This window comes from Pedobacter sp. Bi126 (genome assembly GCF_918698245.1).
Lineage (GTDB): Bacteria > Bacteroidota > Bacteroidia > Sphingobacteriales > Sphingobacteriaceae > Pedobacter.
Genome location: NZ_CAKKMS010000006.1, coordinates 88,197 through 114,720 on the forward strand (window position 1 = coordinate 88,197; position 26,524 = coordinate 114,720).

Consider the following 26,524-nt stretch of genomic DNA (forward strand, 5'->3'; position numbering starts at 1 on the left):
GTCAGCTTTTCAACTTGCGCTGCGTTTATATTTGGTATTCAAAGCTATTCAGAAATGTGTAGATCAACGAACCGCTTTGTTCAAATCTATGTTACAAATGTTTTTAATTCAATCAATCCCGTTACGGAAAAACAGGCAAACTAACCAAATGTGCTAGTAAAATTGACGAAATAAAGTAGTTGCTGACTAAGGTTCTCAATAATTTAGCGGCATTGATTGAAATTAACCAAATTTATCTTTTATGAACCTTAAATCCATCTTAGCCTTCTGCGCTTTTCTGTTTCTTCTTACAACCGCTCAAATCAGCTCCGCCGATGATGTTATAGTCGGTTACCGTCATTTGGCAGACCCTGGCACCCTTGTTTACAACGGAAGAGTTTATCTCTACGCATCTAACGACGATGAGAACTCCTACGATAAAAATAGCGGATACAAAATGAAATCGATCGTTTGCATTTCGAGCAGCGACATGAAAAACTGGACAGACCATGGTGTGGTATTTGAAGCACCGAGAGATGTTGCCTGGGCAGGCAGAACCTGGGCTCCGGCAGCAATTGCCCGCGATGGCAAAATTTTTCTATACTTCGGAAATGGTGGCAATGGCATTGGCGTAGCAACTTCAAGCAGTCCGATAGGGCCATTTAAAGATCCCATTGAAAAAAAACTCGTTGAAACCGAAACGCCAGGTGTACTTCCTGCGCCAAACATGTGGTTATTCGATCCAATGACCTTTATTGATGATGATGGCCAGGCCTATATGTACTTTGGCGGTAACGGCGAGAGCAATGTTCGGGTAATTAAACTTAACCGGGATATGATCAGCGTAGATGGTCCTGCAACATCTATTACTGCTCCTGCATTTTTTGAGGCTTCATGGATGCATAAAAGAAATGGGATTTATTATTTCTCCTACTCAACCAACCCGAAAGCGCAGATGCGCATCGACTATATGATGAGTAAAAGCCCCACAACTGGATTTACTTATGGAGGAATTGTTGCCGCGCAACCGCCAAAAAACAATAACAACAACCATCAGGGAATTTTCGAATTTAAAGGGCAATGGTACCACGCCTACCACAACAGGGCTGTAGCATACAAATTGGGAATCCCCACAGAGTTTAAAAGAAATCTGGCTGTCGAGGTGCTAAATTACAAAGCCGATGGCAGTATAGAACAGGTAACCTACACGGCAGATGGAGTGCCACAGGTGGAAGGATTAAATCCCTACATGCGTGTGGAGGCCGAAACGATGAGTGACCAACAAGGTGTTAAAACTGAAACATGCAGCAAAGGTGGTTTAAATGTTACGCATGTTAAAAACGGAGACTGGATAAAAGTTAGGGGCGTAGACTTCGGCAAAGGAGCAAAAAAGTTTTCAGCTTCTGTAGCAAGTATTGGGAAGGACAATAAAATTGAACTCCGTTTAGGCAGCCCTGACGGAAAAGTAATCGGAACACTGGCCGTACCAAACACCGGTGATGCGCAGGCCTGGAAAGAAGTAAGTTGCAAAGTTAATGGCGCGACAGGAAAACAAGATCTTTTTATAACCATTAAAGGCGCAGAAAAACCAGAAGTAAATATTGATTTTTGGACATTTTCGGCGAAATAGAATTCCACCCTATGTTTAAACAAAAAAACCTCGCAGGTATTGCACCTGCGAGGTTTTTTTATAACTAATTAACCTGGAAGAACTTTTTCACAGATAACGGAAGTAATATCAATTATTTTTCAATATGCTTCAGGCAATAAAATCAACAGAAAACTGCATTATTTATTTTTGCTTGTAAATGGCATCATTACCGCTATAATCTAACCATTTAAAAGAAGCTGTACTTTTAGTGTTTTCTCCTGATGAAGTACCATAAAGCGCATAAAGTGAGCCAACAAAACCTCCTGCGGTTTCAGTACTCAAAAACTTTCCGTCCACTTTATCCTTTAATATTTTCCATTTGCCCGGACTTTCAGCATAGAGAAAATTGTAAAGCCCTCGATCAGCTTCTATTTTAAACTGCAGGGTTTTAGCTTTTACCGGAGTTTCAATAATCAAGTCCATACCTTTAGTGCTTCGGTTTCCTTTGTAAAGCTGAACGACCTGCTTGCCATCTTTTATTGATTTGCAGATGTAATAAAAATTATATTCACCTTGAAAGATAAGCATTCCTGCTTTTTCATTTGGTTGCGATGCGGTAAAGGTCATCTCAGTTGAAGCGCTACCAGTTAAATGCTGCTGTCTTTTGCCGATAAATGCCGGATTTCCTAGCCCCATACACGTTTCTGGCAATAACCTCATTGTTAAGCCATTTTCTTTATCTAACTTATACCAGCTGGTATCATTGGTTCTTAGAAACAATAACGATTGATCAAGTTTTTTATCAAAGGTAGTTCTGTAGGCAAAGTTTCCACTTTGTGGCGGGGCAATCTGTTTTACCTCCTTAAAATCAGCAGTATAACTATATTGAACTTCTTTTTGATCTGGATTAATGATTGGCCAACCATCTACCCATTTAACCGGTGCGATAAATGTTTCCCTCCCAGTATTATAATGATTGCCTTCATAAGGCCTTACAGCCAGAAAAATGGCATAAGTTTTCCCATCTGGACCATCAACCAATTCTGCATGACCAGTAGAAGTAATCGGGTCTTTACGGTTTGGATCTAAATCGCGTTGTGTCAATATCGGGTTTTTCTCATAAGGGACATAAGGTCCGGTGGCTTGCTTACTTCTTAAAATTACCTGTGAGTGATTAACGGAAGTACCTCCTTCGGCAGCACAGAGATAATACCAATCGCCGCGTTTAAAAATATGCGGTCCTTCAATCCAGACCGGTTTTTTGCTGATGTCTACCCCACCATTTACCAGCTGAACTTCTTCACCCACTACTTTTAGGCCTACTGGATCGAACTGAAAAGTACGGATGGTTCGGTGCCCTGGATATAGGGGCTTATTATCCGGCGCATCGCTGTTATAAACGATGTAGGCTTTGTCCTGATCAAAAAACAGTGAGGGGTCAATCCCTCTCACTTGCGGTAACCAAACTGGATCACTCCATGGTCCTTCAGGTTTTTTTGATGTCATTACAAAATTTCCGCGCTTATCGATATTGGTACACGTCATGTAAAATGTTCCTTTATGATAATTGATTGAAGGTGCAAAAAGCCCTCTCGAGGTACGATCACCGAAAAAAGTCATTTGTGATGGGCGGTCGATCACATTGCCGATCTGCTTCCAATTTTTTAAATCTTTGCTATGGAACACCGGAACCCCTGGAAAGTAAGCGAAGGTTGAATTAACAAGGTAATAATCGCTTCCCACTTTGGTAACACTAGGATCAGGATAAAACCCTGCCATAATCGGGTTTGTAAATTTAATTTGTCCATACGAATAGCCAGTATAAAGAAAGGCGATCAATAGAAGAAGTTTTTTCATAAAGTGCACGTTGGTTATGCTCAAAACTAACATCTATGGCCTTACTGGCATGAGCCATTTGTTCAAAAGAAAGCTCCAGATGTTTGTTTTTAAACAGAAATGCATTGAGATCGATTTTAAAGCTTCACGCGTTTATCTTTTCGTTTTACATTGATATATTCGGATGGAAGCATATTAAACTGGGCTTTAAAAAGCTTCGAAAAATAGCTTGGTGTACCAAAACCAGTCATATATGCGATTTGGGCAACGTTGTAATCACTTTTCTCCAATAATTCTACTGCCCTTTCCAGTTTTACGGATCGAATGTATTCGATTGGTGTTAAACCGGTAATTTCGAGCAGTTTGTGGTAAAGGGAACCTCGGCTCATGCCCACATGCCTGCTTAGTTCCTCTACTGAGAGTTCTGGATTATTAAGCTTTTCATCGATATACTGGACGATTTTATTCAACAACTTAACTTCACTAGACTCAATTTCGATTTCTTTAGCCTGTACCTGCACCTGTTTAGAATACGCATTTTTTACCGAGCGATTAAACAACAATAAGTTGTCGATTTTCGCATGGAGAATATCAAAATTAAAAGGCTTGGTGAGGTAGTCATTGGCACCGGATTTCAGGCCTTTAACCTGGTCTTCTTCTCCACTGATTGCGGTTAACAGGATCACCGGGATATGACTTGTTCTTTTGTCTGCCTTTATTTTCTGGCTTAGCTCAATGCCATTCATTTCCGGCATACTGATGTCGGTAACAACTAATTGTGGGTGTCCGGAAAGTGTTTTCTGCCAACCTTCTTTACCATTTGACGCTTCTATAATATGATAAAAAGGCTGCAGGCTATCTTTTAGGTAAAATCTAAATTCCTCATTGTCTTCAACCAAAAGGATTGTGGGCATCTTGACCTCATTAGTTGCTGGTTCAGTAACGGATTCATCCTGTTCTTCGTTCGTAAAACTATAGGCTGTATCATCAAGCTCTTGATCATCTTCTTCAGCCATTATGTCAACTGGAATCAAAACCAAAAATGATGTTCCTTTTCCAAGTTCACTCTCTACAGTAATCTGTCCGCCGTGCAGTTCTACAAACTCTTTTACAATTGACAACCCAATTCCACTGCCTTGATTTAAGATAGAACTCACATTATTATCCATAAAAAAACGATCGAACACCCTGTCTTTACTTTGATGTGCAATGCCTATCCCGGTGTCTGAAACCTCAATACAAAATACAGGCTTAGCCTCATCGGCAGCGGCTCTTATGAACATGTTAAGAGATACTTCGCCACCTTCTTTTGTAAATTTAAATGCGTTAGAAAGCAGGTTAAATATAATCCTTTCCATTTTATCCTGATCAAAGTGCGTTTTCAGGTTTTTAATATCGCTGTTAATGCGAAGTGAAATTTTCTTACGCTCGGAAAGGTCCTGGAATGCTTCTGCAGCTTCACTGATAAAAGTAATGAGATCGGCCTCGTTTAGGTTCAACTTCAGTTCCTGTTCTTCCATTTTTCTAAAATCGAGCAGTTGATTGACCAGATTTAATAGTCTCCGTGCGTTTCTACGGATCATCTTTACCTGACCGGCTACAGCAGATTCCTGTTTAACAGCAAGCAACTTATCAACGGGTGCCAAAATCAATGAAATTGGTGTTCTAAACTCATGGCTTAAATTGGTGAGGAATTTAATCTTTTGTATATCCAATGCATGGGCACGTTCGGCATCCTTTCGCTGCTGTAGGATCCTTTGTTCAGCATTGATCTGGGCTTGTTCAATAGCAAGTTGCTGTTTGATGCGCTGAATTCCCCGTCGCCTGATGGCAAACAGGATTGTACCAATTAAGATTACATAAAAAACATAAGCATAAATGGTTCTCCAGAAGGGCGGTTGTATATGAACAGAAATTGAAGTGATTTTATCGCTCCAAACGCCGTCGTTGTTACTTGCTCTTACCTGAAAAATATAATCTCCGGGATCCAAATTTGTATAATATGCTGTTTTCTCTTTACCAACTTCGTTCCAGCCATCATCTAAACCAACAAGGCGATAGGAATAGTGGTTTTGTTGCGGCGCTGTATAATTTAACGCTACATAACTAATGGAGAAATTTTGCCCATAACTCAGTTTAATTTTTTTCGCAAAACCAATCTGCTCATCAATAGGTGATTTTTCGCCAGGAAGTACAACAGCATTGGCTACCTTTAGCTCGGTAAGCAATACATTTGGAACCACATTATTGGAGGGCAGTTCAAGCGGATTAAAATAGTTGAAACCGTCTTGCCCGCCAAAATAAAGCTCGCCATCTGAAGTGCTGATTCCCGAACCCAATATAAAAGGGCTGTCCTGAACCCCATTAGGACGCCCAAAGTTTTTTATTTTTTTTGTTTCTGGATCAAGACAACTGATGCCATTATCGGTACTGAACCAAATCAGTCCGTCTCTGCCTTCCAATATGCTGTAAACAATAGCATTAGGCAATCCGTTTGTTTCGTTAAAATTGGTAAATTTTCCGGTACGGCGATTGAAAAGATCGAGCCCCGCACCATCAGTTCCGGCCCATATATCCCCGCTACTATCACATAACAAACTCAATACCACATCATTAGAAAGACCGCTATTTGCTTTTCGGTATACTTTAAATTTCCCGTTGTTGCGTTGAAATACGGCTATTCCCGTTCCGCTGGATGATATCCACATATTTCCGTAAGGATCTTCGACAATTGCACGTATAAAACCATTGCTAGGGAGCACCATAGGTGGCGAGGACTGAGTGCCATACCTGGTAAATGAATTCGTCTTATAATCAAATACATTCACTCCGGTTCCGTTTGTACCAATCCATATCAAACCCTTGCTATCTTCTTTAATAGCGAAAATTTCGTTTTGGCTAAGATCAGTTGCCGATGATCCGGCCAGATATTGTTTGTAAGTTTTAGTTTTGGGATTATAGGCAAATAAGCCATGCTGGTATGTGCCCACCCAAAGCGTGCCCCTTGAATCGAGCATTAGCGTAAGGATGGCCAATGGATTTCGGGAAAAATCAATTTTGCTTTTCATGTCGATATGCTCGAACACGCCTTTGTCCCGATCGAAAAAATGTAGTCCTCCGCCATCCGTGCCCACAAAGATTTTTCGTTTTGATAATTCGGCAAAGGAAGTGACAATGGGTGATGAAAGTCCTTTAGGATCAAATGGACTACTACGCTTGAGGTTAAACAGTGCTAAATTTGGATCGAATTTATTAACGCCACCTTGGTACGTACCAAGCCAAATAATACCATTATTGGCCATACAAATGCTTCTAACCGACTTATGACTAAGGCCAAAGGTTTCGCGTTTGTTGGGACGAATATTTGAGAAAACCTCGGTGGCGGTATCGAAAATAGTTACCCCATCCTCGGTTCCTAACCACAATTTACCTCCTTTTTCCAATCTGGCAGCATAAATAATATCGTTTGAAAACAGCTTATCACCCGATTGCAAAAAGGATTTGAAATGCTTTTCATCATCCAGCAACATATTAAGGCCATTGTAGGTACCAAAAAATATCCGCCCTTTTTCATCCTTTACAATGGTTTTAATGAAATTATCAGTAAGGCCTGAACGGTCATTGGGATGATGGGTAAATTTCTCAGTGGCACCAGTGGTTAAATTAAGCGCCAAAAGTCCTAAATTGGTGCCTATCCATATCTTATTGCCACTACCTTGAAGAAAAGAAAGCACACTGGAACCGTTGCCCATCAATGCACCGATACCTACATTTTTTACCTTAAACGTTTTGGTATTGATCACCCGGTAGCCGCCAAAAGTACCTACCCAGATATTTCCGGTTCTATCTTCGTAAAGTGTTAATACATTAAATGGGACGTTGCGATTCGGGATACCTTCACCTACAAATGATTTAAATGTATTTTTCTTAGCATCATAGTAAGCCAGGCCCCCTCCGTTTGTGCCCACCCAAAGTCTTCCACTCCTGTCTTCTAAAAGTGCCGAGATATTGTTAGACGGAATGCTCGTGCTGTCGCCACTTTTAGTGGTATAAACGGTAAAATTGGTACCATCGAACTTATTCAGTCCATCGCTTGTACCAAACCATACAAGGCCATTATGATCTTGCAGGATCGTATTTACAGTATTTGAAGAAAGGCCATTTTTAGTATTAAGGGTAATGAAATTGGGGTTACTTTGCCCCTTGACAATAGTGTACGTTAATAACAATATCACTAGAAGTGACATTGCGCTTATACCTGATACTCGTTTTAACATCATAACAATAGATTCACGCTTTAGCGATCTGGATTGTGATTGTACTAGTGCAGGGCTTGCTTCGCTCGCCTTTGGTACACTTTGGATTTATATTTGCTTTGTGCGTAAATATAGTTAACACCCCTAATTTAAACTATTTTATTTCAGCCTCGAACGGAGATGCCGGCAAGCCTTCTGCGTTATATAAATTTGCACCGTCGGGATTATCCGCCCAAGCGTATCGAACAGCAACAGGGCTGGAAATGCTATCGTTCCAAACAATTACGGTGTTACCTTCAATTTTAGCTTTGGCCCAAATATATTTTTTATCGGCACCTGCAATGGCAAAATGGTAAAGTTCGGGTTCACCTTTTGCAATTAGTCCACTTCCCATATGATCAAAATTCAAAATCACCTTATTGCCTTGTACTGTTGCTGATCTGTAGATCGGACCTGAGTAAACGATGTTTTTTTCACCATAAATCAGCTTTTGGGCCCACAAAGCCAAACGCTCGCCAATTGTTTTTTTGTTCAGGGGATGAATATCGTTCCATTCGCCGGCACCAAGCCCAACAGACATTCCTGTATTTGGTACTTTTAAGGTTTGGAGCTGGCTCTCCCGAAGTTGTGCCCAGTCGCTCTCAACGGGAACATAATCAACCTCCATATAATTGGGTAGTTGTGCAAATAAAAACGGAATATTGCCTAAGCCCCATTTATTTCTCCAATCGTTAATTAGTGCGGGTAGCAGCTTGGCGTATTCTCTTGGCTTGCCTGCATTTGTTTCACCCTGGTACCATAAAAAGCCACTTATACTATAATTGATTGCAGGTGCAACCATGGTATTGTAAAGTCCAGTGGGAGAACTTTGCGCCACAATTGGCTGGATAATTTGTTGCCCTGACGGGGAATAGCTTGGTTTAGGAAATACCTGGTTCACCTGGTAATCCCATTCGCCCCTTAAGTCAATTATTTGTCCGTTGGCCTGTAATGAATAATTTTTATCAGGCACAAAGCCACCTTTGCCCGTTGTATTTGTTACTTTTACTAAAATGGTATTTTTACCTGGTTTTAACAGGTTAGCTGGCACATTGTATCTTCTTGGAGGATACTGATAAGTGATATTACCTACAAAAACGCCATTTACGAAAGTGGAATCGGCATCGATAATACGCCCCATAAAAAGTTTTGCCTGCACACCTGTCATCCCCGCAGGAACATCAATTTCCTTTTTAAAGTACAGGATGCCATTCAGGTTTCTCACACCTTGGTCTGCCCAATAGCCCGGCATCCAGAACTTATGCCATGTTTTTGGCACATAGGACAATTGCAAAGTTTTAACTGGCATAGGTAACACCTGTTTTTTTAGGTTGTTCATATAAATGGTATCCCTAAAGTTTTTGATCTGGGCTTCAGTTGCAGGGAAATCCTTAAATGCATCCATACTCATCCAGGCCTCTATTGGCGTTCCACCCACACTGGAATTAATAATCCCAATGGGAATTTTGTATTTTTGATAGAGTTTTTTTGCAAAGAAATAAGTAACTCCTCCAAACTCAAGCAATTCTTTACCTGATGCCAACTTCCACTCTCCTTTTGGTAGATCCAGTGATTCTTTGGATACATCAGCTTTTGTGGGTACAAAGAAATTCCTGATCTGGGGAAAATTGTCGTTCTTAACTTCTTCTGGATAATTTTCCTTCAGCCTTTCCATTGCTAACACCATGTTAGATTGACCGGCACAAAAATATACGTCTCCAATTAAAATATCGGTTAATGTAATCAAATTCCGTCCTTCAATAGTCATGGTATATGGTCCTCCGGCTTTCATTTTGGGAAGCATAATCAACCACTTCCCATCGCTGTCGGTAATTGTCTCAAACTTTCTATTGTTAAAAGAAAGTTTTACTTTCTCATTTGCATTGGCCCAACCCCAGATCTTTAAATCGGTATTTCGTTGTAGCACCATTCGATTACTGATTAGCTGTGGAAGTTTTACCTCAGCTTTTGACTTTAGGTTTGTGAACAAAACTGTAACGAGCAAAGCGCAAAGCGGAAGATAAGATTTTACGGTCATGCTTATAAAGTCTGGAAAATATTGCAATGGATAATTTTCGGGGAAATGTGGACGTTTACAATCCTTCCCCCAGTTTCATAACAGAAATACATCGTTTAATTGTTAATATTTGGTTATTTTCTTTTAAAAAAATTACGCTCATGTAAAGCTCGTACCTGAGTAATTTCTACCCGAATATATCATTTACTTTCGAAAAAAACAATCGGTTGCATAACTATATTAAATTTGTTATAATCTGGCTGGTAAATGGCGTCCGAGAAAATGAAACGGTAAATTATGCGGGTGGAAGAGACAGCATAAACTGCAATTAGATTTGAGTCAACCTCATTGGTAATTTCCAATAAAAAAGCCAGGAAAACGGTTAACGTTGTTCCTGGCTTTAAGCGCGTGGTAAATTTATTTATTTTTTTAAGCCCTCGGCTGTGCCAACATAGGCAGGTTTTCGAACAAAACCTTCTGTCCACAAGCCAATTGGCTCCCCTGCTCTCCAACTTGAAGTAGCTGGACTATCCTGAGGTGCCCATATGGTAATTCCATATCGCTGAGCGGCCGGAATAAGCTCAAAGTATTTCTTGATTACATATTTGTACATCTCAGCTTGAGCTGCATATTGCTCGGCTGTTGCCTGTGCAGTTTTTATATTTCCTGCAAAACCCATATCCAATTCTGATATTTTGATCAGTTTACCGGTTGCGGCCAATAATTTGAACATTTCTTCAATCTTGGCTTTATCAGAAGTAGCTACAATGTGCATTTGGGTACCAATACCATCTATTTTTGCGCCTTTGCCTTCTAAATACTTTACGTAATCAATTAATCCTTTGCATTTATCGATGCTATATTCGAGGTTATAATCATTAATAAAATGGATATCAGTCGCATTACCATACTGCCTGGCCAATTGAAATGCCTTTAGCGCATAATCCTTACCCAGGTAATCTTGCCAAAAGAATTCATCAGCCGCAATGGAAGTTCTACCCGCTGCAGTTTTAAGCTCAGCTGGCTTTGCATCGTCCATCGGCTCGTTTACCACATCCCAAGCTTTAACATAATCTTTTGAAGCGGTAACTATACCTTTAATCCAGGTATCTAATGCCGTGGTTAAAATGGTCTTTTTCTGCTCGGCAGTTTTTTCTACAATTGTAGTGCCGCCAAGCGGATTGTATTTTTTAAGCGTGATGTTATCGAAATAAAAATTTGTTGCTGTTTTACCCAGATTAAAAGCAATTGTACCAGTGTTTGCCAAGTCTTTTTGAGTAATGGTAATCTGTTTGGTATAGGTTGTCCATGTTGTTGTTGAGGAAATTGTACCAAAAAAATCATGCCATAAGTAAGACCCAGGGGTACTATGTGCTTGTGTAGGATAAGATGCTGCCACATCGGAGCGTACATCCATTTTTAGCTCATATATTTCGTTGAGCTGCATAGCTGGGGAGAATTTTACAAATAACTGTGCGTCATAATCGTTAGCCCGAACGCTTGCATTACTTATTTTCAATGCCCTACCTATACCATTTGCTCCCTGACCTACGGCTGTAAATGAGGCTACTGCATTGGTATTGGTTTGATAATTTGCAGCATTATCGGTTTCAAAATCAGCGCCTGTTACCAAATCCCATGTTGGGCTTCCGTTTGATGGAGTTACAACTGGGGCAATCAGTCCTTTTAGGTAAGTTGCATTTTGATTGGCATGCCAGGCCAGGGTATGCCCAAACACGGTGATGCCAGCTTTAGATGCTGTTTCCAACAGGTTTTTCACATTGGTTAAGGCCAAACTTCCGTCAGCCTGTACAACGGCACCGTGTTTCATCTCATAACCTAGTGTAATTTCATCAAAATTGCTGTTAATGAGCCTGTAAATTACGCCTTTGGAGAGATAAGGTTGCAGACTGGCTCCGGCACCAAATTTAAATTTAGGATTTGCCGTTCTATCAATATAGGTTTTTAATGGCTGATAGGCATCGATCTGCTCTTGGGCCACAAAGCTTGTTGGCTTGGCCACCTGAAATTCGAGTGCCTCATATTTGTGGCAGGAAGCAAGCAACATTGCCCAGGAAAGACCAAATGCTATTTTGTATAATCGTTTCATTTTCTCGATTGTTAGATTAATATTAATTATTTGACCGGCGTAAATGTTTCGGCTTTCACGCCACGGTCGCGCATTACCAGGGTATCTACGCTATTCACTGTTCTATCATTCAGATCGATCTGATAGTTCAGATAAAGGGCATCGCGATCCTGGCTGCCCCAGCTGTTTTTCTCTCCCCGTTTAACAAATTTTCCGGTGCCACTCGCCGTAAAACTGGCATCACCAGCTGCAATTGTACAGTTGCCCGTATTATCAAAAGTTAACAATAAGGTTCGGCTGATACTGGTTCCGCCTGTTACTTTAAATGTGACAGGAAACTCGGCCTGGGTTAGCGAACGTGTGTTTAACTTGTTGATTTCATCATTCTCCACATATTTCATATGGCGAACTACGGTTTGATTGAGTGCGGTGTTACCACCTTTGCCAGCAATCACATCCTTTCCTCTGCGGAGATAAAAACCCTGCCATGTATTGATATACTTTACTGCATATAAGGTGTATTTTTTTTCGGGCAAGATCATTTTGTTCTGATCAACACTGGTCATCGTTAAAGGGATCACATAAGCGGTATTGATAGCCAATGGGTCTGCGAAAAAAGCATCGGTTAGCTGTACATCTACTCCACCTACTAAACTTCCTTTCGGGATGACAATTTTGTTGGTCGCAAGCGTATAATAATTAGTCGGCATGGGCCTTACAATACCGCTGTAGGGTGATGGAAAAGATAATCCCTGGGTTAGCGCGTTATCCACACTGATGCCAACGGTAATATCTTCCTTATTTGAGTAAACACCACCAACTGTACCCATAATTTGAAATTTACGCTGGTTATCCAATGACGTATCAAAAATATCTTCGCCCATGGTGATGGTCCGAATTGGCCCTTGATAGGCAAAATAAACGGTTTGGGTATCATTGTCTGGAAATGCCCATTCTTCGTTTTTGCAGGCGCCAAGTGTTAAGACGAGCGCAAGTAAAATATATACTTTATTTTTCATGATGTTATTTGTTATAGTGAATGAATATTACCATCCCGTGTTTTGTTGCAAAGCATTATACTTTAGCGTTTCGCTGTAAGGAATTGGTCCAAATCTCATATACTCCTGATAGTTTCTTGCTTCTACATTGATTTCCTGGTAGATACCTTGTGAGATACTCACCCCTTTCACCGGTTCGGTTAATGCTGCGTTCCACCTACGAAGATCCCAGAAACGAAATCCTTCAAAAGCCAATTCTAACCTACGCTCATTCCTAATCAATGTTCTCATGGCATCTTTATCTGTTTTAATAGATTCGAGGTAGGCATCACCATTTGCAGTTCCAACGCCGGCCCTGGCACGAATAGCTTTAATGATATCATAAGCAGAATAGGGATTGCCACCATTTGCTGTAGGTCCCCATGCCTCATTCGCTGCCTCGGCATAGATCAGGAATATTTCGGTATAGCGGATATGTGGCCTATAGTGTTTCTGATTATTTACGGTTGGTGTACGACTAACATCCTGTCTTAACAATTTTTTCATGTAGTAACCAGTTCTTGTAGAAACTTCTTTTCTATTCAGTCCATCATCATTCGTTGCCACATCTGTTGTGGTATTGATTACTTTGTTTGTTGGCCCGATCGTATTTCCGTTATACACTATAAATTTTGCTAAACGTGGATCTCTACCTGTAAATGGAGCGGCAGGATTGTATCCGCTCTGTGGCGTATTGGCAATTGGATAACCGTTTTGCATCGGGAAAGCATTAACCAGATTTTGAGTTGGGTTTATGCGGCCCTGTCCAGACAAGGATGGTGGATAGTTAGCAGCTTCTAAATCACTATTTGATCCAACATTTGTGCGCCAAAGCACTTCTCTTGGACTAGCCCCTGAAGCTAATGCATCAATTTCTGCTTTGTTATCATACCAGGTAACACCATTAGGATCTAAGTTGGCTAACCAGTTATTAAGCGAAAGTACCTGTGCTGCATAGGTGGCGGCATCGGCCCATGTGGTAGAATTACCGGTGCTGAAAGCCGGACTTGCACCCATTAATGCTACACGGGCACGAATGGCTTTGGAAATACGACCTGTCATGCGCTGATTAAAAAACTTACCAAAAACCCGGTTATAGGTCTCTACATTAATTCCAGCATATTTTGTCGGGATCTGGCTAGTGCTATTAATATCAGCATAATCTAAAGGAAGCAATTGCTCGGCCTTGTCCAAATCACCATAAATCTGTTTAATACAGGCATCAAATGTGGCTCTTGGCTGGTTAAAGTTAGAAGCCGGATTTTCGGGCTCGAGTACAATAGGGAAACCATATAAATTACCCCCTACTTTTCCGGCGTGCGCCTGTAGCATATACGACATTAGGTAGGCTCTCAAAGCATATGCTTCACCTTTTTGCCTGTCATTAAACATCCTGCTCAACACCGGGTCTTTAGAATCCCAAAGCACCTTATCTGTCTCTGCCAAAAATAAGTTGATATATTGGATACCTGCTCTTGCATTGGTCCATTGATCTAATGGATTAAATGCAGCCGACCATTGCCCGGTGGCAATTTTCCTAAAATTGTTATTGATATCATTACTTACTGCATCATCTGTAGCTACATCGTTAAAAGACCAGCCATTTGATGGAAGCCTTGTGTAACCATTTAGCAATAACCCATGGGCAAGTGCGGGTTCTGTGTAGATGTTCTCAAAATCTCCATTATTTTGTGGAGCGGGGTCAGTAAACTTTTTACAGCCCGAGAGCATCACAACGACAACTATAAATCGTATTAATATTCTGTTCATCTTTTCTAATCTAATATTCAATTAAAACATTGCCTTTACGCCCAGGTTATATAACCTTGTTTGTGGGGCACCCCCTAAACTCAGTTCAAGTATTTCTCTTTCCTTCGCTATTGTTAAAAGATTAAATCCTGCCACATACAGCCCCAGTTCTTTCAACACTTTACTTTTAAACAATTTATCGGAAACTGTGTAGGAGATTTGAACTTTAGATAAATCAAACCGGTCTGTGCTGTACAACCAGAAATCAGACGCTCTGAAATTATTATCACCATTTAAAGTGGTAAGCCGCGGAAAGGTTGCCGTATTTTTTGTTTGAGGCGTCCATCTGTCGCGCACCACTGCCGAATACTTATCGCTTCCGTTAACCCAAAAATAGTTATCGCTTTTCATGGCACTTCCACCGAAGCGGCCTGTACCCAAAACAAATAGGGTAAGATTTTTCCATTTGGCAGTTATATTCAATCCTGCTGTAAACGGAGCACCGAACCATCCACCGCGACCAAGATATACCTGATCCTTATCATCAATGATTTTGTCACCGTTCTGGTCGATATATTTGATATCGCCAGGAGCCAATGCTGATCCAAATGCTGGTTTTGCACTACTAATTCCATCGGCCGCTGCCACTTCACTGGCATCCATGTAAAAACCATTGCTTTTTAATCCCCAGATCGCATCAAGTGGTTTGCCGGCACGGTATTGATAGCTGTTTTCGTAAGTTAACAGATCGGCGCGTTTAGTTGCTTTGGTGGTATAATATGTTCCTGACGCTCCAAAAGTCCAGTCAATAGCGCCAATGCGTTTGTTAAAATTTAAGTAAAAATCTAAACCGGTACGCTGATCACTATTATAATTGCTGTAAGGAACAAAAGAAGAACTCGGAAATCCGGTAGTGAAATAGTTTGGATAAAGAACATTAATCTGACCGATAATCCCGGTGATGTTATTTCTAAAAACATTTGCTCCGAAATTAAACTGATTTTTGAACATTCCACCTTTTATGCCGATACTGATTTCTTTCCTTTTAGCGAAAGTTAAATCCATGTTGGATCCACGGCGCGAATCTGTAGACTGTGTACCTGTACCATCGTTCCAACCATACCAGTTACCCCCTGTGCCTGTATAAATGCTCTCATAGGCAAAATACTCCTCAAAGTCAAGATCGGTATTTAAAATACCTGCTGATGCGGTCAATGTTAGATCGTTGATGAACGAAACTTTTTTCAAAAATGGCTCTTCGCTAAGGTGCCATCCAATAGATGCTGCAGGGGAAAGTGCAATCCTGTTTCCTGGTGGCATTTTTGGTGAGCGTACCACAGCTCCGGTAATTTCGGCAAAATACTTATGGCTGAAATCATAATTTAACTGCAATCCTAAATTAGAATTTGTTGTTGGCTGGTAGATTTCAGATTGCGATTGACGATATGCCGCAGCCAGCAATACTGCAGAGATATGATGATTATTACGAATTGTAGTATTGTAGTTAAATTGACCAGACAACGAAATAGTCTGTCTATAATAACTATCTGCAATGTTCTGAACTCCGGTTTTAGTATCTTCTCCCCAGCGCGTTAAGCTTCCAATCATCGTTGTACCAGAGTAGGTTGTCCAATTGGGCTGGTAAGTTGCATATCCGTTTCTATAACCTTGATTATAACTGTTCAGGTAATCAACCCCCATAGTGGTACTAAAGGTAAGTCCATTCAAAATTCCTTTCAAATCAGCATCAATACCAGTGGTAAACTGAAACTGGCGTTGTACAAATTTATTGTTACCGCTTGCATAAATGGCTGCAAAGGGATTGGTTTGATCTAATTGCGTACCACCAAGGATGTATTGCCCATCAATAATTGTAGCGTTTTTAATCATCGCTTTGCTCACTTCATCGCTCTGTTCCAATAAATTAATTGGGATTAAGGGCGTAAATAAATGAGGACGCAGGGTGGCAGCGTTAGCCCAGTAATTCGTATTTACTCCACCGCTGCTAGAAAACACAGCGCTTGCATCTACACGGGCCTTTAGTGCTTTGGTCAACTGCATATCAACATTTCCCCGAATGTTAAAGCGTTCTGATGTATTATTTTCTTTGGCTTCGCCGAAATTAAGCAGCGAACCCGTAGATGCAAACCCAACATTGGTGTAATAACGTGCACGATCATTCCCTCCCGAAATTTCTGCCACGCCATCATAGCGTGAAAAACTATTTTTCAGGTATTCTGAAGCGTAATAATCTACACTTGGATAACGATAAGGATTAACACCAGAGTGATTATAAATAGTTTCCGGGGTATAAGCCGCCGCCAAACCATCATTTGATAAAGCCTCATTGTACAAAGTCATGTACTCTGAAGAACCCAGATATTGAGCAAATCTTTTTGGCGTATTTAATCCGATATTGGAACGAACGTTTATTTTTTGCTTAGTTGGCGTACCCCTTTTTGTGGTGATCAAAATTACTCCTTTTGCACCGCGACTGCCATATAGGGCAACTGCCGAAGCGCTCTTGAGAAAAGTGATCTCCTCAATTTCATTTGGTGTAACACTGTTCACATCCCTGGGAACGCCATCGACCAATATTAACGAGGTGTTCATACCCCAAAGGTTGTTGCCATTAAAGCCTGGAGCAAAAGCCTCCATCCCGTCCAATCCATAAGTTATAAAGTTTTTCTCAAAGAGCTGTGCCAGGTTAACGCTTGAAACGCCAGCTGGAAGATTACTTTCGGTGGCATTTTTAAAACCCACATTTATTAGTCTATCCTCTTTAATTAAGGTAACCTGCTTTAGGTTGGCTAATGCGATTACCGGCAAGGTTTTATAACCTTTGGCATTTACCGTAAATGTGCTGTTCTCCTCTACCGATAAAGAGAATTCACCAGCCTGGTTTGCTATGGTGAGCACGTCGTTTCCTTCAATAGTTATGGATGCTCCTTTTATCGGATTTCCATTGATATCCCGAACAACAGCTTTTATAGGTATCTTAACGGCGTCCTGACCTTTGATTACACCGACAAACAGTGTAAAAAAGACACACAGCGCCAATGCATTTCTTAAAAATTTCATCATTCTTGTCTTTAATTATTTGTGATCATGAACTACCTTACCATCCAGGGTTTTGCGCAAACTCCTTATACATATTTACATCTGCTCGTTTAAGTGGCAACCAATAATGCTTTTCACTAAACGGACGTTGTAGTATTAATCGCTCACGATAGTTTACAACCCTGTTTAATTTGCTGTCGACCGTAGGGCTTAAAGGAGCAGCGCGATCAAATTCTGCGGCTGTTTTTAAGGTATAAGGCACTTCGGCGAGCAAATGCCAGCGGCGAAGATCATTAAACCGATGTCCTTCAAAGGCAAGTTCAACAGCACGTTCACGCCTTACTTCTTTCATAAACTCTGTTGTAGATACTAAAAACTGTGCGGCAACACGTCCAACGCCAGCACGATCTCGGATCACATTGATCGCATCTACGGCAGTTTTGCTAAATCCTTCTGCGGTTGCACTTGGGGAGTCGTACCCTGTTGCAACCGATTCTGCGTACATCAGGTAAACATCGGCCAAACGCATATATGAAACCTTAATATTCAGGTTCTGTCCATAATTCCAGCCCTGATCGAAGTTATTGGCAGTTCTGGGCACAAATTTGAACATCATATACCCTGTACGGCTACCAGAACGTTCATCTCTATAGCTTCCGTTTGTGAACAGGTTTGCATATCGGTGTGGCTCCATGTTCGCTGCCAAAGTTCCCTGCACCACTTTAACTCCATCATATATAATATCATTATAGAACCTCGGATCGCGATCGCGCCAAGGAAATTGCGGATCATATCCTGAGCCAGAAGGATCAGCCTGGGCAGAATTCGAAATGGGCAAACCGTTTTTCATCCCATAATAATTAACGTAATTTGCGGTAGGCGCAAATACCAGTGCATCGGCACCTACAATTGCTGGTGTATATTGTTTTGCAGTGCCATAGGTTGAACCATGTGCGCCCCAATATGGACCTCTAAATATGGCTTCAGTACCTCCCGGAATCAAGAAATTTTGACCGGTTGTGTAAAAATTGGTGCTGTATTGTGCAAAAGGCAATAACTTATAAGGAGTAGCCCCACTTTCTGTTAGTTTTAATAACTCGGCAAATGCAGCAGCCGCTTTTTTACTCAGCTCTGCATTGTAGGTTTTGCTTCCTGTAGATTCTAAGTTCATTAACGGACTAGCGGCCCACAGGTAGTTTTTACCTAAATAACCTAGCGCCATGATTTTATTGATGCGCAACTGATTTTTACCCAGTGTTTGGATCCCGGCCGTTGTATTGTCCCAATTGATTGGCAAAAGGTCGGCAGCGGCTCTTAAATCAAGTGCTGCCTTTGCTGCGCATTCCTGATACTTTAGCCTTGGTAATCTCAATTCTTCATCGGCTGGCAATACCTTATCAATGTATGGCAGTCCTCCAAAATATTGCATGAGCTGGAAATGGAACCAACCCCTAAAGAACAATAGTTGACCTCTGATCAGGTTACGTTCTTCATCAGTTGCGTTTACCATCAGGCTTAGGTTCTCGAGGCCTAAATTCGCTTTACGAATGCCATACCAGGCCAATGGATACAGGCCCTTGGTAAAACGATCGTTATTTGTATTTGCGTTGGCATTATCTAAAAATCCAGCTCCCCATCCATCAAACTCTCTTTGCCAGCCCCAAAAATCGCCATTATCTATTTTGTTAACCAAGTGGAAATTTTGAACTGTAGACTGGATTTCGTCTTCACCCCAGTTGAAACTGTTGGTCCAGTACCGGTTGGTAAAATCTGGAATACAATTATATAGCTCCTCGGTAAAGCCCTGAAAACTGCGAAAGTCTTTGAAGGCAGATTCTGCTGACACAGTTGCTTCAGGATCTCTGTCTAAATATTTTTTACAAGATACCATGCCGGTTCCCGCCCAAATCATTCCTATCAATAATAGGCGTGTTATATATTTTTTCATAATGATCATGTTTAGAAGATGAAATTAGCGCCTAGATTATACCGCTTTACAGTAGGATAAGCACCCTGTGAGGCCCATCCCTGTCCACCAGCGCTTTGATAATTTGCTTCACGGTCATCCGGCATCTTAGTCCATACGTGTAAATTGTTTCCATTTAGGAATATACGTATACTTGAGATTCCTGCTTTTTTAACCCAATCTTGCCTAAAAGTGTAAGCAACCTCAGCATTTTTTAAACGCAGGTAAGAAGCATCATAAAAGTACCTGTCTCCTGTGTAAAAACCCGCTGGCGTTGTTTCCCAACGCGGCATCGGGCCATCAGGGTTTGTATTGTCTTTTGACCAATAACTTCCTTCATCATAGGCAACTGTATTCTTTCCTGAAAAAGATCCAAGCACTACCTGGCGGGTAACATTGTTCACACCGTAAAACTGAGCAAATGCGCTAAATCCTTTCCATTCAAAACCTATAGTGGCATTGTAGGTGTTTTCAGGAGCACCAGAATAACCATAAGGAATGTTATCATTCGCATCAATTATCCCATCAGCATTGTAATCTACCAGATGATAGTTTCCTGGGATTTTCAATTGGTCATTGGCATTGTGCATGGTACTTCCATAAAGCTGATCCCAAGTATTGTAATAACCAGCGCTCACATAAGAATAAGCCTGTCCAATCTGTTTATCAAGAGGCTTGGCATATAACGGCAACAATCCGGCAACATCAGCATAAACAACTTTGTTCTTAGCATGAGTATAATTAATGTTGCTCCATAAGGTAAGGTTATTGTTGATTTTCTTAGTAAAACGAAGATCTATTTCAAATCCTCTTGATTTCACTTTCCCAACGTTAAATGTAGGTGGTGTGGCACCATAGTAACTTGGAACAGCACGAGTGTTGGTAAGGATATCACTCCTGTCGTCCTGGAAGAAATCTACACTTCCAGAGATCATGTTTCCAAAAAACCCAAAATCAAGCGCAATGTTCTTCTTTACAACCTTTTCCCAACGTACGTTTGGATTACCTACCGAAGTTTCCCTATACCAGTTGTAAGGGCTATTTTCTGCAGCTTCACCAGTAGTACCCAGTGGCGTAGTGCCTCCAAATGCCCAGTTCGTCAAGAAGGCAAACCTAGGAGAACCACCATCATCACCAATTTCACCATACGATCCACGTAATTTCAATGAATTGATGAATTTGATCGGTTTCATGAATTTTTCTTCAGAGATCATCCATCCAAGTCCTCCAGAAGAAAAGAAATCAAACCGATAGGCAGGCGCAAATCGCTCAGAACCATTATAAGCTCCATTATATTCTACACTATACTTACCTGCATAATTGTACGTGGTACGGAAAACCCAGTCTTCACGGTAAGAAGGGATAATACTTCCCGTAGCGGTATTATCTCTGCTCCAAAGCCCCATAGCTGTTAAATTATGATTTTGAGCAATGGTTCGGGCATAATTGATCTGCATCTGAGAAAACATTCTGCGGTAGGTTGCGCCATCGCTAACGTCGCCTGCCCGGCTTGCCCATCTTACACTTTCCCTCCATTCAAGCTCTGTTGCCGCATCTTTGGTTTGTGAATAACTTACTACTCCTGTTTCAGGGTCGATGTATTTACTTAATGTTCCATTATTCCGGTCATCAATTCCACGACCAGCTTCGATAAATGTATTATCGATAGAAAGGGTTCCTTTTAAGCTCAAGCCCTTAACAAGAGAATTTAAGCTTTGATCTAAGGTAAAATCTGTGGTGATGCGGGAAGTTGTGGTCGTTTGAAGACCACTGGTAGATAAAATCCTAACAGAGTTTAAACTTTGTTGTTCATTGGGTTTGTAATATCCCCATGTGCCATCCGAATAAACTGGGAGATAGAGATTTGGTGCCGCAGAATAAGCAGCTGTCCAAGTGTTGTAAGGGTTAACATCAATCCATGGGCGCTCTGATGTACCTCTTGAACCAGAGATATTTGTTCTGAATACCGTTGATGGTGTTAATTGAAAATCTAAGTTGCTTCTTACGTTCAATCTTTTGAAACTGTAGCCACCGCTATAACCGCGATCGTTACCAAACCTTCTGAATAAATCTCCTTCATCAAGGTAATCAACAGACGAAAAATACTTCACAAACGATGTTCCACCGCTTACATTAAGATTGGCATTGTAAGACATTGCATTGTCTCTAAACAATGTATTTACCCAGTCTACGTTTGGATAACGTTCAGCTTCTTCGAGATTGGCAGGTGAGCGGTATTTTTGCATCACAGCTTCAGGAAGATACGAACTCCAGGCGCCCGGAGCGAGTGCTAATTCGTATTCGATTGTTCGGTTACGCACCTGGAACATATCATACGAGTCGAGCTTACCTGGCAATTTAGATGCAGATTTAACAACTGTATTAGCAGCTGCTCTGATTTCTGCCTTCCCTTCTCGCCCCCTTTTGGTGGTAATCAAGATTACGCCGTTTGCTCCTTTTACCCCAAATACCGCAGTGGCTGAAGCATCTTTAAGTACAGATACTGAGGCTACAGAGCTGATATCGATGTTATTTATCGATCGTTCAACGCCATCTACTAAAATAAGCGGACTGGCATTGTTCCAGGTACTTCGGCCCCGAATAAGAATCTGAGGATCTTCATCCCCTGGCATTCCAGTGCTGGCGGTAGTAATTACCCCAGGCAAATTTCCAGTTAATGCTGCACCTAAACTAGATACACCACCTGTTCGTTCCAGTACTTCACTTGTGGTTTGTGTAATTGCACCAACAACACTCTGTTTCTTTTGAACGCCGTACCCTACAATCACTACATCGCCCAATTGATCAGCGTTGGATTTCATGGTTATGTTTACCGTATTTTTGCCGGCAATACTCACATCCTGAGTTTTCATTCCTATATATGCAACGGTAAGCGTCTGCCGATCAGCAGGCACCTCTATAGCAAATTCTCCATTTGTGCCAGTTTGCACTTTAGAATTAGTACCTTTTACAGTAATAGTAACTCCTATTAATAGCTGCTTTTGTTCATCAACTACCGTCCCGGTTATTTTTCGCCGTTGTTGTGCGGCAGCTGTATCAATCAACAGTGCAGAGATAATCAGTGTTAAATACATCACGAGTAATAACTGCTTTGCTCCCCTATATCTGGAGCGCGCATCATTACCCATATTGGTTATTTTTTCCATTATTTAAAATCATTTAAAGAGAAATAGATTTGGATAATTGTATGCCAGTCCTAGTTAGTTAGGATCACCAAAACAGATTTTTCAATTGTTTTAGTTCGCGTAGAGCGGAGTAACCCCTCTTTGAAGTAGTAGTAGTTTTTAGTCATAAAATTTGGTTTATTTTGGTTAGGATTAATATTCGATACTATTGAACGGATTCAATCTGTATCGGTGTGAGATCGATTTGGATTTAACCAGGTGCTTTCATGAGCGTTTGTTCAGTTTGGTTCATATTTATTTGGTTAGCCCCTTACTGTAAAAACCAATTTAGCTTTCCTGATCATTGAACAATCTGCCTTTGGCATCACACTGAGATTTAAGATCAGCGTTAAGCACTAGTCGTGTAAGTATTAGTTTGTACTTACATCAGCATCATGTTCGAACGGAAAGGTATTGGTTTACCTGTATTGAGTATTCGAAGCTAAGACAACTATAATTTTAAGGATAGCACAATTGTTTAAATTTATACCCAGTTTGTTTAAGTGGTGTAGAAAGTGCCTGTATGCATCAAAAAAGGCATTAAAGTGATAACATCCATTTTATTTTAAACACAATTGTCTTATCTATATTAGCATATGGGTAGGGCATAAATCCAATGTGTATCGTCTTTTAGCTATTATGCGTCACGCTGTTTTCCATTTAGCGAACCTATATTTACATATGTAGCAGACAAAAATGTCGTTTAACCCTTGCCCAAAGTTTTTGTAGATATATATACAGAAATAAGCTTAAATAAATCATCACAAGAGAAAAAAACTATAGGCTTATCTTTATAACGATTGCTCAGATTCCTGTAAACAAAAAATGGCACCACAATAACTAAAGCAGATAATGGCTAAATATATATTATGGAGCCAGCTATACCTGCCCCATTATTTATTATCTGTATATTGAACTGCTAATAATTTTATTGTATATCAGGATATCAAAAGCCGCGATTATCCTTCAAAATAAAACAAACAGATGAAATATAAAATATACTTTCTTGCTGCATTTTTGATAATGGCATCTGCTAAAACAAGGGCGCAAGCTTATCTTTCTTCATCAGCTGAACTGATCAAAAGGGTTCTGCCCAAACAGCATCAGCTTTTTTTAATCCAAAGCATCGTTTCTGAAAACGGCATGGATGTCTTTGAAATTGAAAGCAAAAAAAACACCATCATTTTAAGAGGTAGCAGCGGCGTAGCTATTGCTTCGGCTTTTTATTATTATTTAACGGAATACGTCCATTGCCAGATAACCTGGAACGGCGTTAACCTTAAATTGCCACAAAACCTACCGGTGGTTAAAAATAAAGTAAGGAAATCTACACCTTACGAGTACCGCTATTACCTTAACTACTGCACTTTTAATTACAGCATGAGCTGGTGGGATTGGGCCAGGTGGGAAAAAGAAATAGACTGGATGGCACTCCATGGCATTAATATGCCCTTGGCTATTACCGGAGAAGAATATACCTGGTATCTTTTGTATAAAGAAATGGGTTTTAGTGATAACGATCTGAAGGATTTCTTTACCGGACCAGCCTATTTTTCGTGGTTCTGGATGGGAAATATAGATGGTTGGGGTGGTCCCCTGCCATTGGACTGGATGAAAAGCCACTTCGAACTGCAAAAGAAAATCTTGGCCAGGCAGCGTTCTCTTGGCATGAAACCGGTTCTACCTGCATTTACAGGGCATGTACCAGCAGCGTTTAAAAAGAAATTTCCAAATGCGAAACTGAAGGCTACCAACTGGACCAATGGTTTCGCAGACACTTATATCCTCGATTCTGAAGATCCTATGTTCGCCGCTATCGGAAAAAAGTTTTTACAGAAACAGACCGCGTTGCTGGGTACCGATCACCTCTACTCTGCCGATACCTTTAACGAAAATGAACCACCATCATCAGCACCTGATTTTTTAGGTAAACTGAGCGCAAGAATTTATGACGGGATGTCGCAGGCAGACCCCAAGGCTATTTGGGTGATGCAGGGCTGGCTATTTTATAGTGATAGAAAATTTTGGAAAGAGCCCCAAACAGAAGCCCTTTTAAAAGCCGTACCCAACGACAAGATGATATTGTTAGACCTGGCCACAGAAATAGAACCGGTATGGAAACGCACTTCGGGTTTTTATGGAAAACCCTGGATCTGGAATATGCTGCACAATTTTGGCGGAAATACCAATCTTTTTGGACGGATGGACGTAATTGCCACCGCACCTGCAAAAGCCTTGAACGATCCGCAAAGTGGCAAGATGAAAGGTATTGGCCTTACAATGGAAGGCATTGAACAAAACCCGGTATTATACGAGTTGATGATGGCCAATGTTTGGCAATCGAAACCGATAGACCTAAAAACATGGCTGCCTAATTTTGTTTTTAACAGATACGGAAAAAACAATCCCAATGCCCAAAAGGCATGGGAAATTTTAAGAAAAACAGTTTATAATGTACCCCAGGATAAATACATCAGAGATGGTGCAGAATCCATTATTCAGGCACGTCCCACACTTGATTCACTGACCCGCTGGGCCAAAACGACCTTAAATTACCATGAGCGGGACCTATTACCAGCCTGGGATGAGCTCATAAAGGCAGCGCCTACCTGCGGTAGTAGTGATGGTTTTCAATACGACATAGTGGACGTAACCCGACAGGCCATGGCAAATTATGCCCTGCCCTTACAGCGAAATTTTGTAACCGCCTACAAAAAAAAGGATATGGTTACCTTTAAAGCAGAAAGCCAAAAATTTCTTCAGCTTATTGACGATATGGACAAACTATTAGCTACCCGAAAAGATTTTATGCTTGGTCCGTGGGTTGAGCAGGCAAGAACATGGGGAAACAATCCAGCTGAAAAAGCACTTTACGAAATGAACGCGAAAGATTTAATTACCCTATGGGGTGATGAAAAAAGTCCGTTAAACGAATATGCCTGCAGACAATGGAGTGGATTGTTCAGTGATTTTTACAAACCGAGATGGGCGCTTTTTTTCAGATATGCATCAAAGGCCATCGACAATCAAAAAGAAATCGATATCAAACAGTTTAACAGAGAGGTAAGTGCCTGGGAATGGGGCTGGGTAAACCAAAGGAAAGATTATCCCCTAAAAACGGTTGGCAGTTCAGTAAGTATAGCCATTGAGATGCATAAAAAATACAGAAGCATAATTGAGAAAGCGCATCAGTATCACTAGGCTATCATTAATAGGGCACTTGCAGGTTCCTGCAGGGTAAGAACCCCGTGTCATCAGCCTGAAAATATTGTACTTTTGTGACGATGGATATACTACAAAAAACCGTGTTTATCACTGCTCCAATACATGCGGTATGGGATAGCCTTACTATCCCTGAGTTTATTCAGGAATGGACATATGATAGCCCTATTGAAATACAGACGGATTGGAAAGTCGGTAGCGCAATAATCACAAGCGGGAATCTGCATGGGATCCAGTTCATCAATTCAGGAACAATCCTCGAACTGGATCCTTGCAGCAAACTCTGTTATAGTTTTTTAAGTTCGCTCTCTAATTTACCTGATACCGAAGAAAGCTATTGTATATTGGAATTTAATTTGACATTTAAAGATAAACAGACCAAGCTTGAGCTTACCATTCGCAATTTCCCTGACGAAGTGATCCGTAAGCACTTGGAGCTATATTGGGGGCCAACAGTTGAACTCATCAAGCAACAAACAGAAAACCGTCAAATATAAT

12 protein-coding genes are annotated in these 26,524 nt (G+C 40.9%); 3 read left to right on the plus strand and 9 right to left on the minus strand.

The genetic code is table 11. The annotated features are described in order from the left end of the window. Positions 1-241: 241 nt before the first annotated feature. Positions 242-1,609 carry a glycoside hydrolase family 43 protein gene (locus LQ201_RS20660; protein WP_230145289.1) on the plus strand — a complete coding sequence of 456 codons (1,368 nt, stop codon included), beginning with the start codon at positions 242-244 and terminating at the stop codon, positions 1,607-1,609. Positions 1,610-1,771: 162 nt separating this feature from the next. Here LQ201_RS20660 and LQ201_RS20665 read toward each other — a convergent pair whose 3' ends face one another. From LQ201_RS20665 to LQ201_RS20705, 9 genes are all read right to left on the minus strand, one after another. Then, positions 1,772-3,427, minus strand: coding sequence for a glycoside hydrolase family 43 protein (locus LQ201_RS20665; RefSeq protein WP_230145288.1), 1,656 nt, complete (start codon positions 3,425-3,427; stop codon positions 1,772-1,774). A 116-nt stretch (positions 3,428-3,543) separates the two neighbouring features. Continuing rightward, positions 3,544-7,686, minus strand: coding sequence for a two-component regulator propeller domain-containing protein (locus LQ201_RS20670; protein WP_230145287.1), 4,143 nt, complete (start codon positions 7,684-7,686; stop codon positions 3,544-3,546). A gap of 130 nt (positions 7,687-7,816) precedes the next feature. Continuing rightward, positions 7,817-9,631 carry a sialate O-acetylesterase gene (locus LQ201_RS20675; RefSeq protein ID WP_230146684.1) on the minus strand — a complete coding sequence of 605 codons (1,815 nt, stop codon included), beginning with the start codon at positions 9,629-9,631 and terminating at the stop codon, positions 7,817-7,819. 508 nt (positions 9,632-10,139) lie between these two features. Next, entirely contained in the window at positions 10,140-11,828 is a 1,689-nt protein-coding gene (locus LQ201_RS20680; protein ID WP_230145285.1) for an endo-1,4-beta-xylanase, read from the minus strand. A gap of 26 nt (positions 11,829-11,854) precedes the next feature. Then, a complete protein-coding gene (locus LQ201_RS20685; protein ID WP_230145284.1) occupies positions 11,855-12,826 on the minus strand; it encodes a DUF5627 domain-containing protein in 972 nt (323 codons plus the stop codon). A 27-nt stretch (positions 12,827-12,853) separates the two neighbouring features. Further along, positions 12,854-14,614: a RagB/SusD family nutrient uptake outer membrane protein gene (locus tag LQ201_RS20690; protein WP_230145283.1), complete on the minus strand. Its 1,761-nt coding sequence runs from the start codon at positions 14,612-14,614 to the stop codon at positions 12,854-12,856. A 21-nt stretch (positions 14,615-14,635) separates the two neighbouring features. Next, positions 14,636-17,677: a SusC/RagA family TonB-linked outer membrane protein gene (locus tag LQ201_RS20695; RefSeq protein ID WP_230145282.1), complete on the minus strand. Its 3,042-nt coding sequence runs from the start codon at positions 17,675-17,677 to the stop codon at positions 14,636-14,638. Between the two features lie 34 nt (positions 17,678-17,711). Further along, on the minus strand, positions 17,712-19,601 hold the full coding sequence (locus LQ201_RS20700) for a RagB/SusD family nutrient uptake outer membrane protein (protein ID WP_230145281.1): 1,890 nt from the start codon (positions 19,599-19,601) through the stop codon (positions 17,712-17,714). Positions 19,602-19,612: 11 nt separating this feature from the next. Then, positions 19,613-22,786 (minus strand): SusC/RagA family TonB-linked outer membrane protein, encoded by a 3,174-nt coding sequence (locus tag LQ201_RS20705; protein ID WP_230145280.1) that lies wholly within the window; start codon positions 22,784-22,786, stop codon positions 19,613-19,615. A 1,002-nt stretch (positions 22,787-23,788) separates the two neighbouring features. Between LQ201_RS20705 and LQ201_RS20710 the strand changes: the two genes are divergently transcribed. Both LQ201_RS20710 and LQ201_RS20715 read left to right on the plus strand, forming a co-directional pair. After that, positions 23,789-26,005, plus strand: coding sequence for an alpha-N-acetylglucosaminidase (locus tag LQ201_RS20710; RefSeq protein ID WP_230145279.1), 2,217 nt, complete (start codon positions 23,789-23,791; stop codon positions 26,003-26,005). Between the two features lie 83 nt (positions 26,006-26,088). Further along, positions 26,089-26,523 (plus strand): SRPBCC domain-containing protein, encoded by a 435-nt coding sequence (locus LQ201_RS20715; protein ID WP_230145278.1) that lies wholly within the window; start codon positions 26,089-26,091, stop codon positions 26,521-26,523. Position 26,524 lies beyond the last annotated feature (1 nt).

Excerpts from the sequence above, each read along its gene's own strand:
- LQ201_RS20660 (WP_230145289.1), top strand. The coding sequence starts at position 242 with ATGAACCTTAAATCCATCTTAGCCTTCTGCGCTTTTCTGTTTCTTCTT.
- LQ201_RS20665 (WP_230145288.1), bottom strand. The coding sequence starts at position 3,427 with ATGAAAAAACTTCTTCTATTGATCGCCTTTCTTTATACTGGCTATTCG.
- LQ201_RS20670 (WP_230145287.1), bottom strand. The coding sequence starts at position 7,686 with ATGATGTTAAAACGAGTATCAGGTATAAGCGCAATGTCACTTCTAGTG.
- LQ201_RS20675 (WP_230146684.1), bottom strand. The coding sequence starts at position 9,631 with ATGGTGCTACAACGAAATACCGATTTAAAGATCTGGGGTTGGGCCAAT.
- LQ201_RS20680 (WP_230145285.1), bottom strand. The coding sequence starts at position 11,828 with ATGAAACGATTATACAAAATAGCATTTGGTCTTTCCTGGGCAATGTTG.
- LQ201_RS20685 (WP_230145284.1), bottom strand. The coding sequence starts at position 12,826 with ATGAAAAATAAAGTATATATTTTACTTGCGCTCGTCTTAACACTTGGC.
- LQ201_RS20690 (WP_230145283.1), bottom strand. The coding sequence starts at position 14,614 with ATGAACAGAATATTAATACGATTTATAGTTGTCGTTGTGATGCTCTCG.
- LQ201_RS20695 (WP_230145282.1), bottom strand. The coding sequence starts at position 17,677 with ATGATGAAATTTTTAAGAAATGCATTGGCGCTGTGTGTCTTTTTTACA.
- LQ201_RS20700 (WP_230145281.1), bottom strand. The coding sequence starts at position 19,601 with ATGAAAAAATATATAACACGCCTATTATTGATAGGAATGATTTGGGCG.
- LQ201_RS20705 (WP_230145280.1), bottom strand. The coding sequence starts at position 22,786 with ATGGAAAAAATAACCAATATGGGTAATGATGCGCGCTCCAGATATAGG.
- LQ201_RS20710 (WP_230145279.1), top strand. The coding sequence starts at position 23,789 with ATGAAATATAAAATATACTTTCTTGCTGCATTTTTGATAATGGCATCT.
- LQ201_RS20715 (WP_230145278.1), top strand. The coding sequence starts at position 26,089 with ATGGATATACTACAAAAAACCGTGTTTATCACTGCTCCAATACATGCG.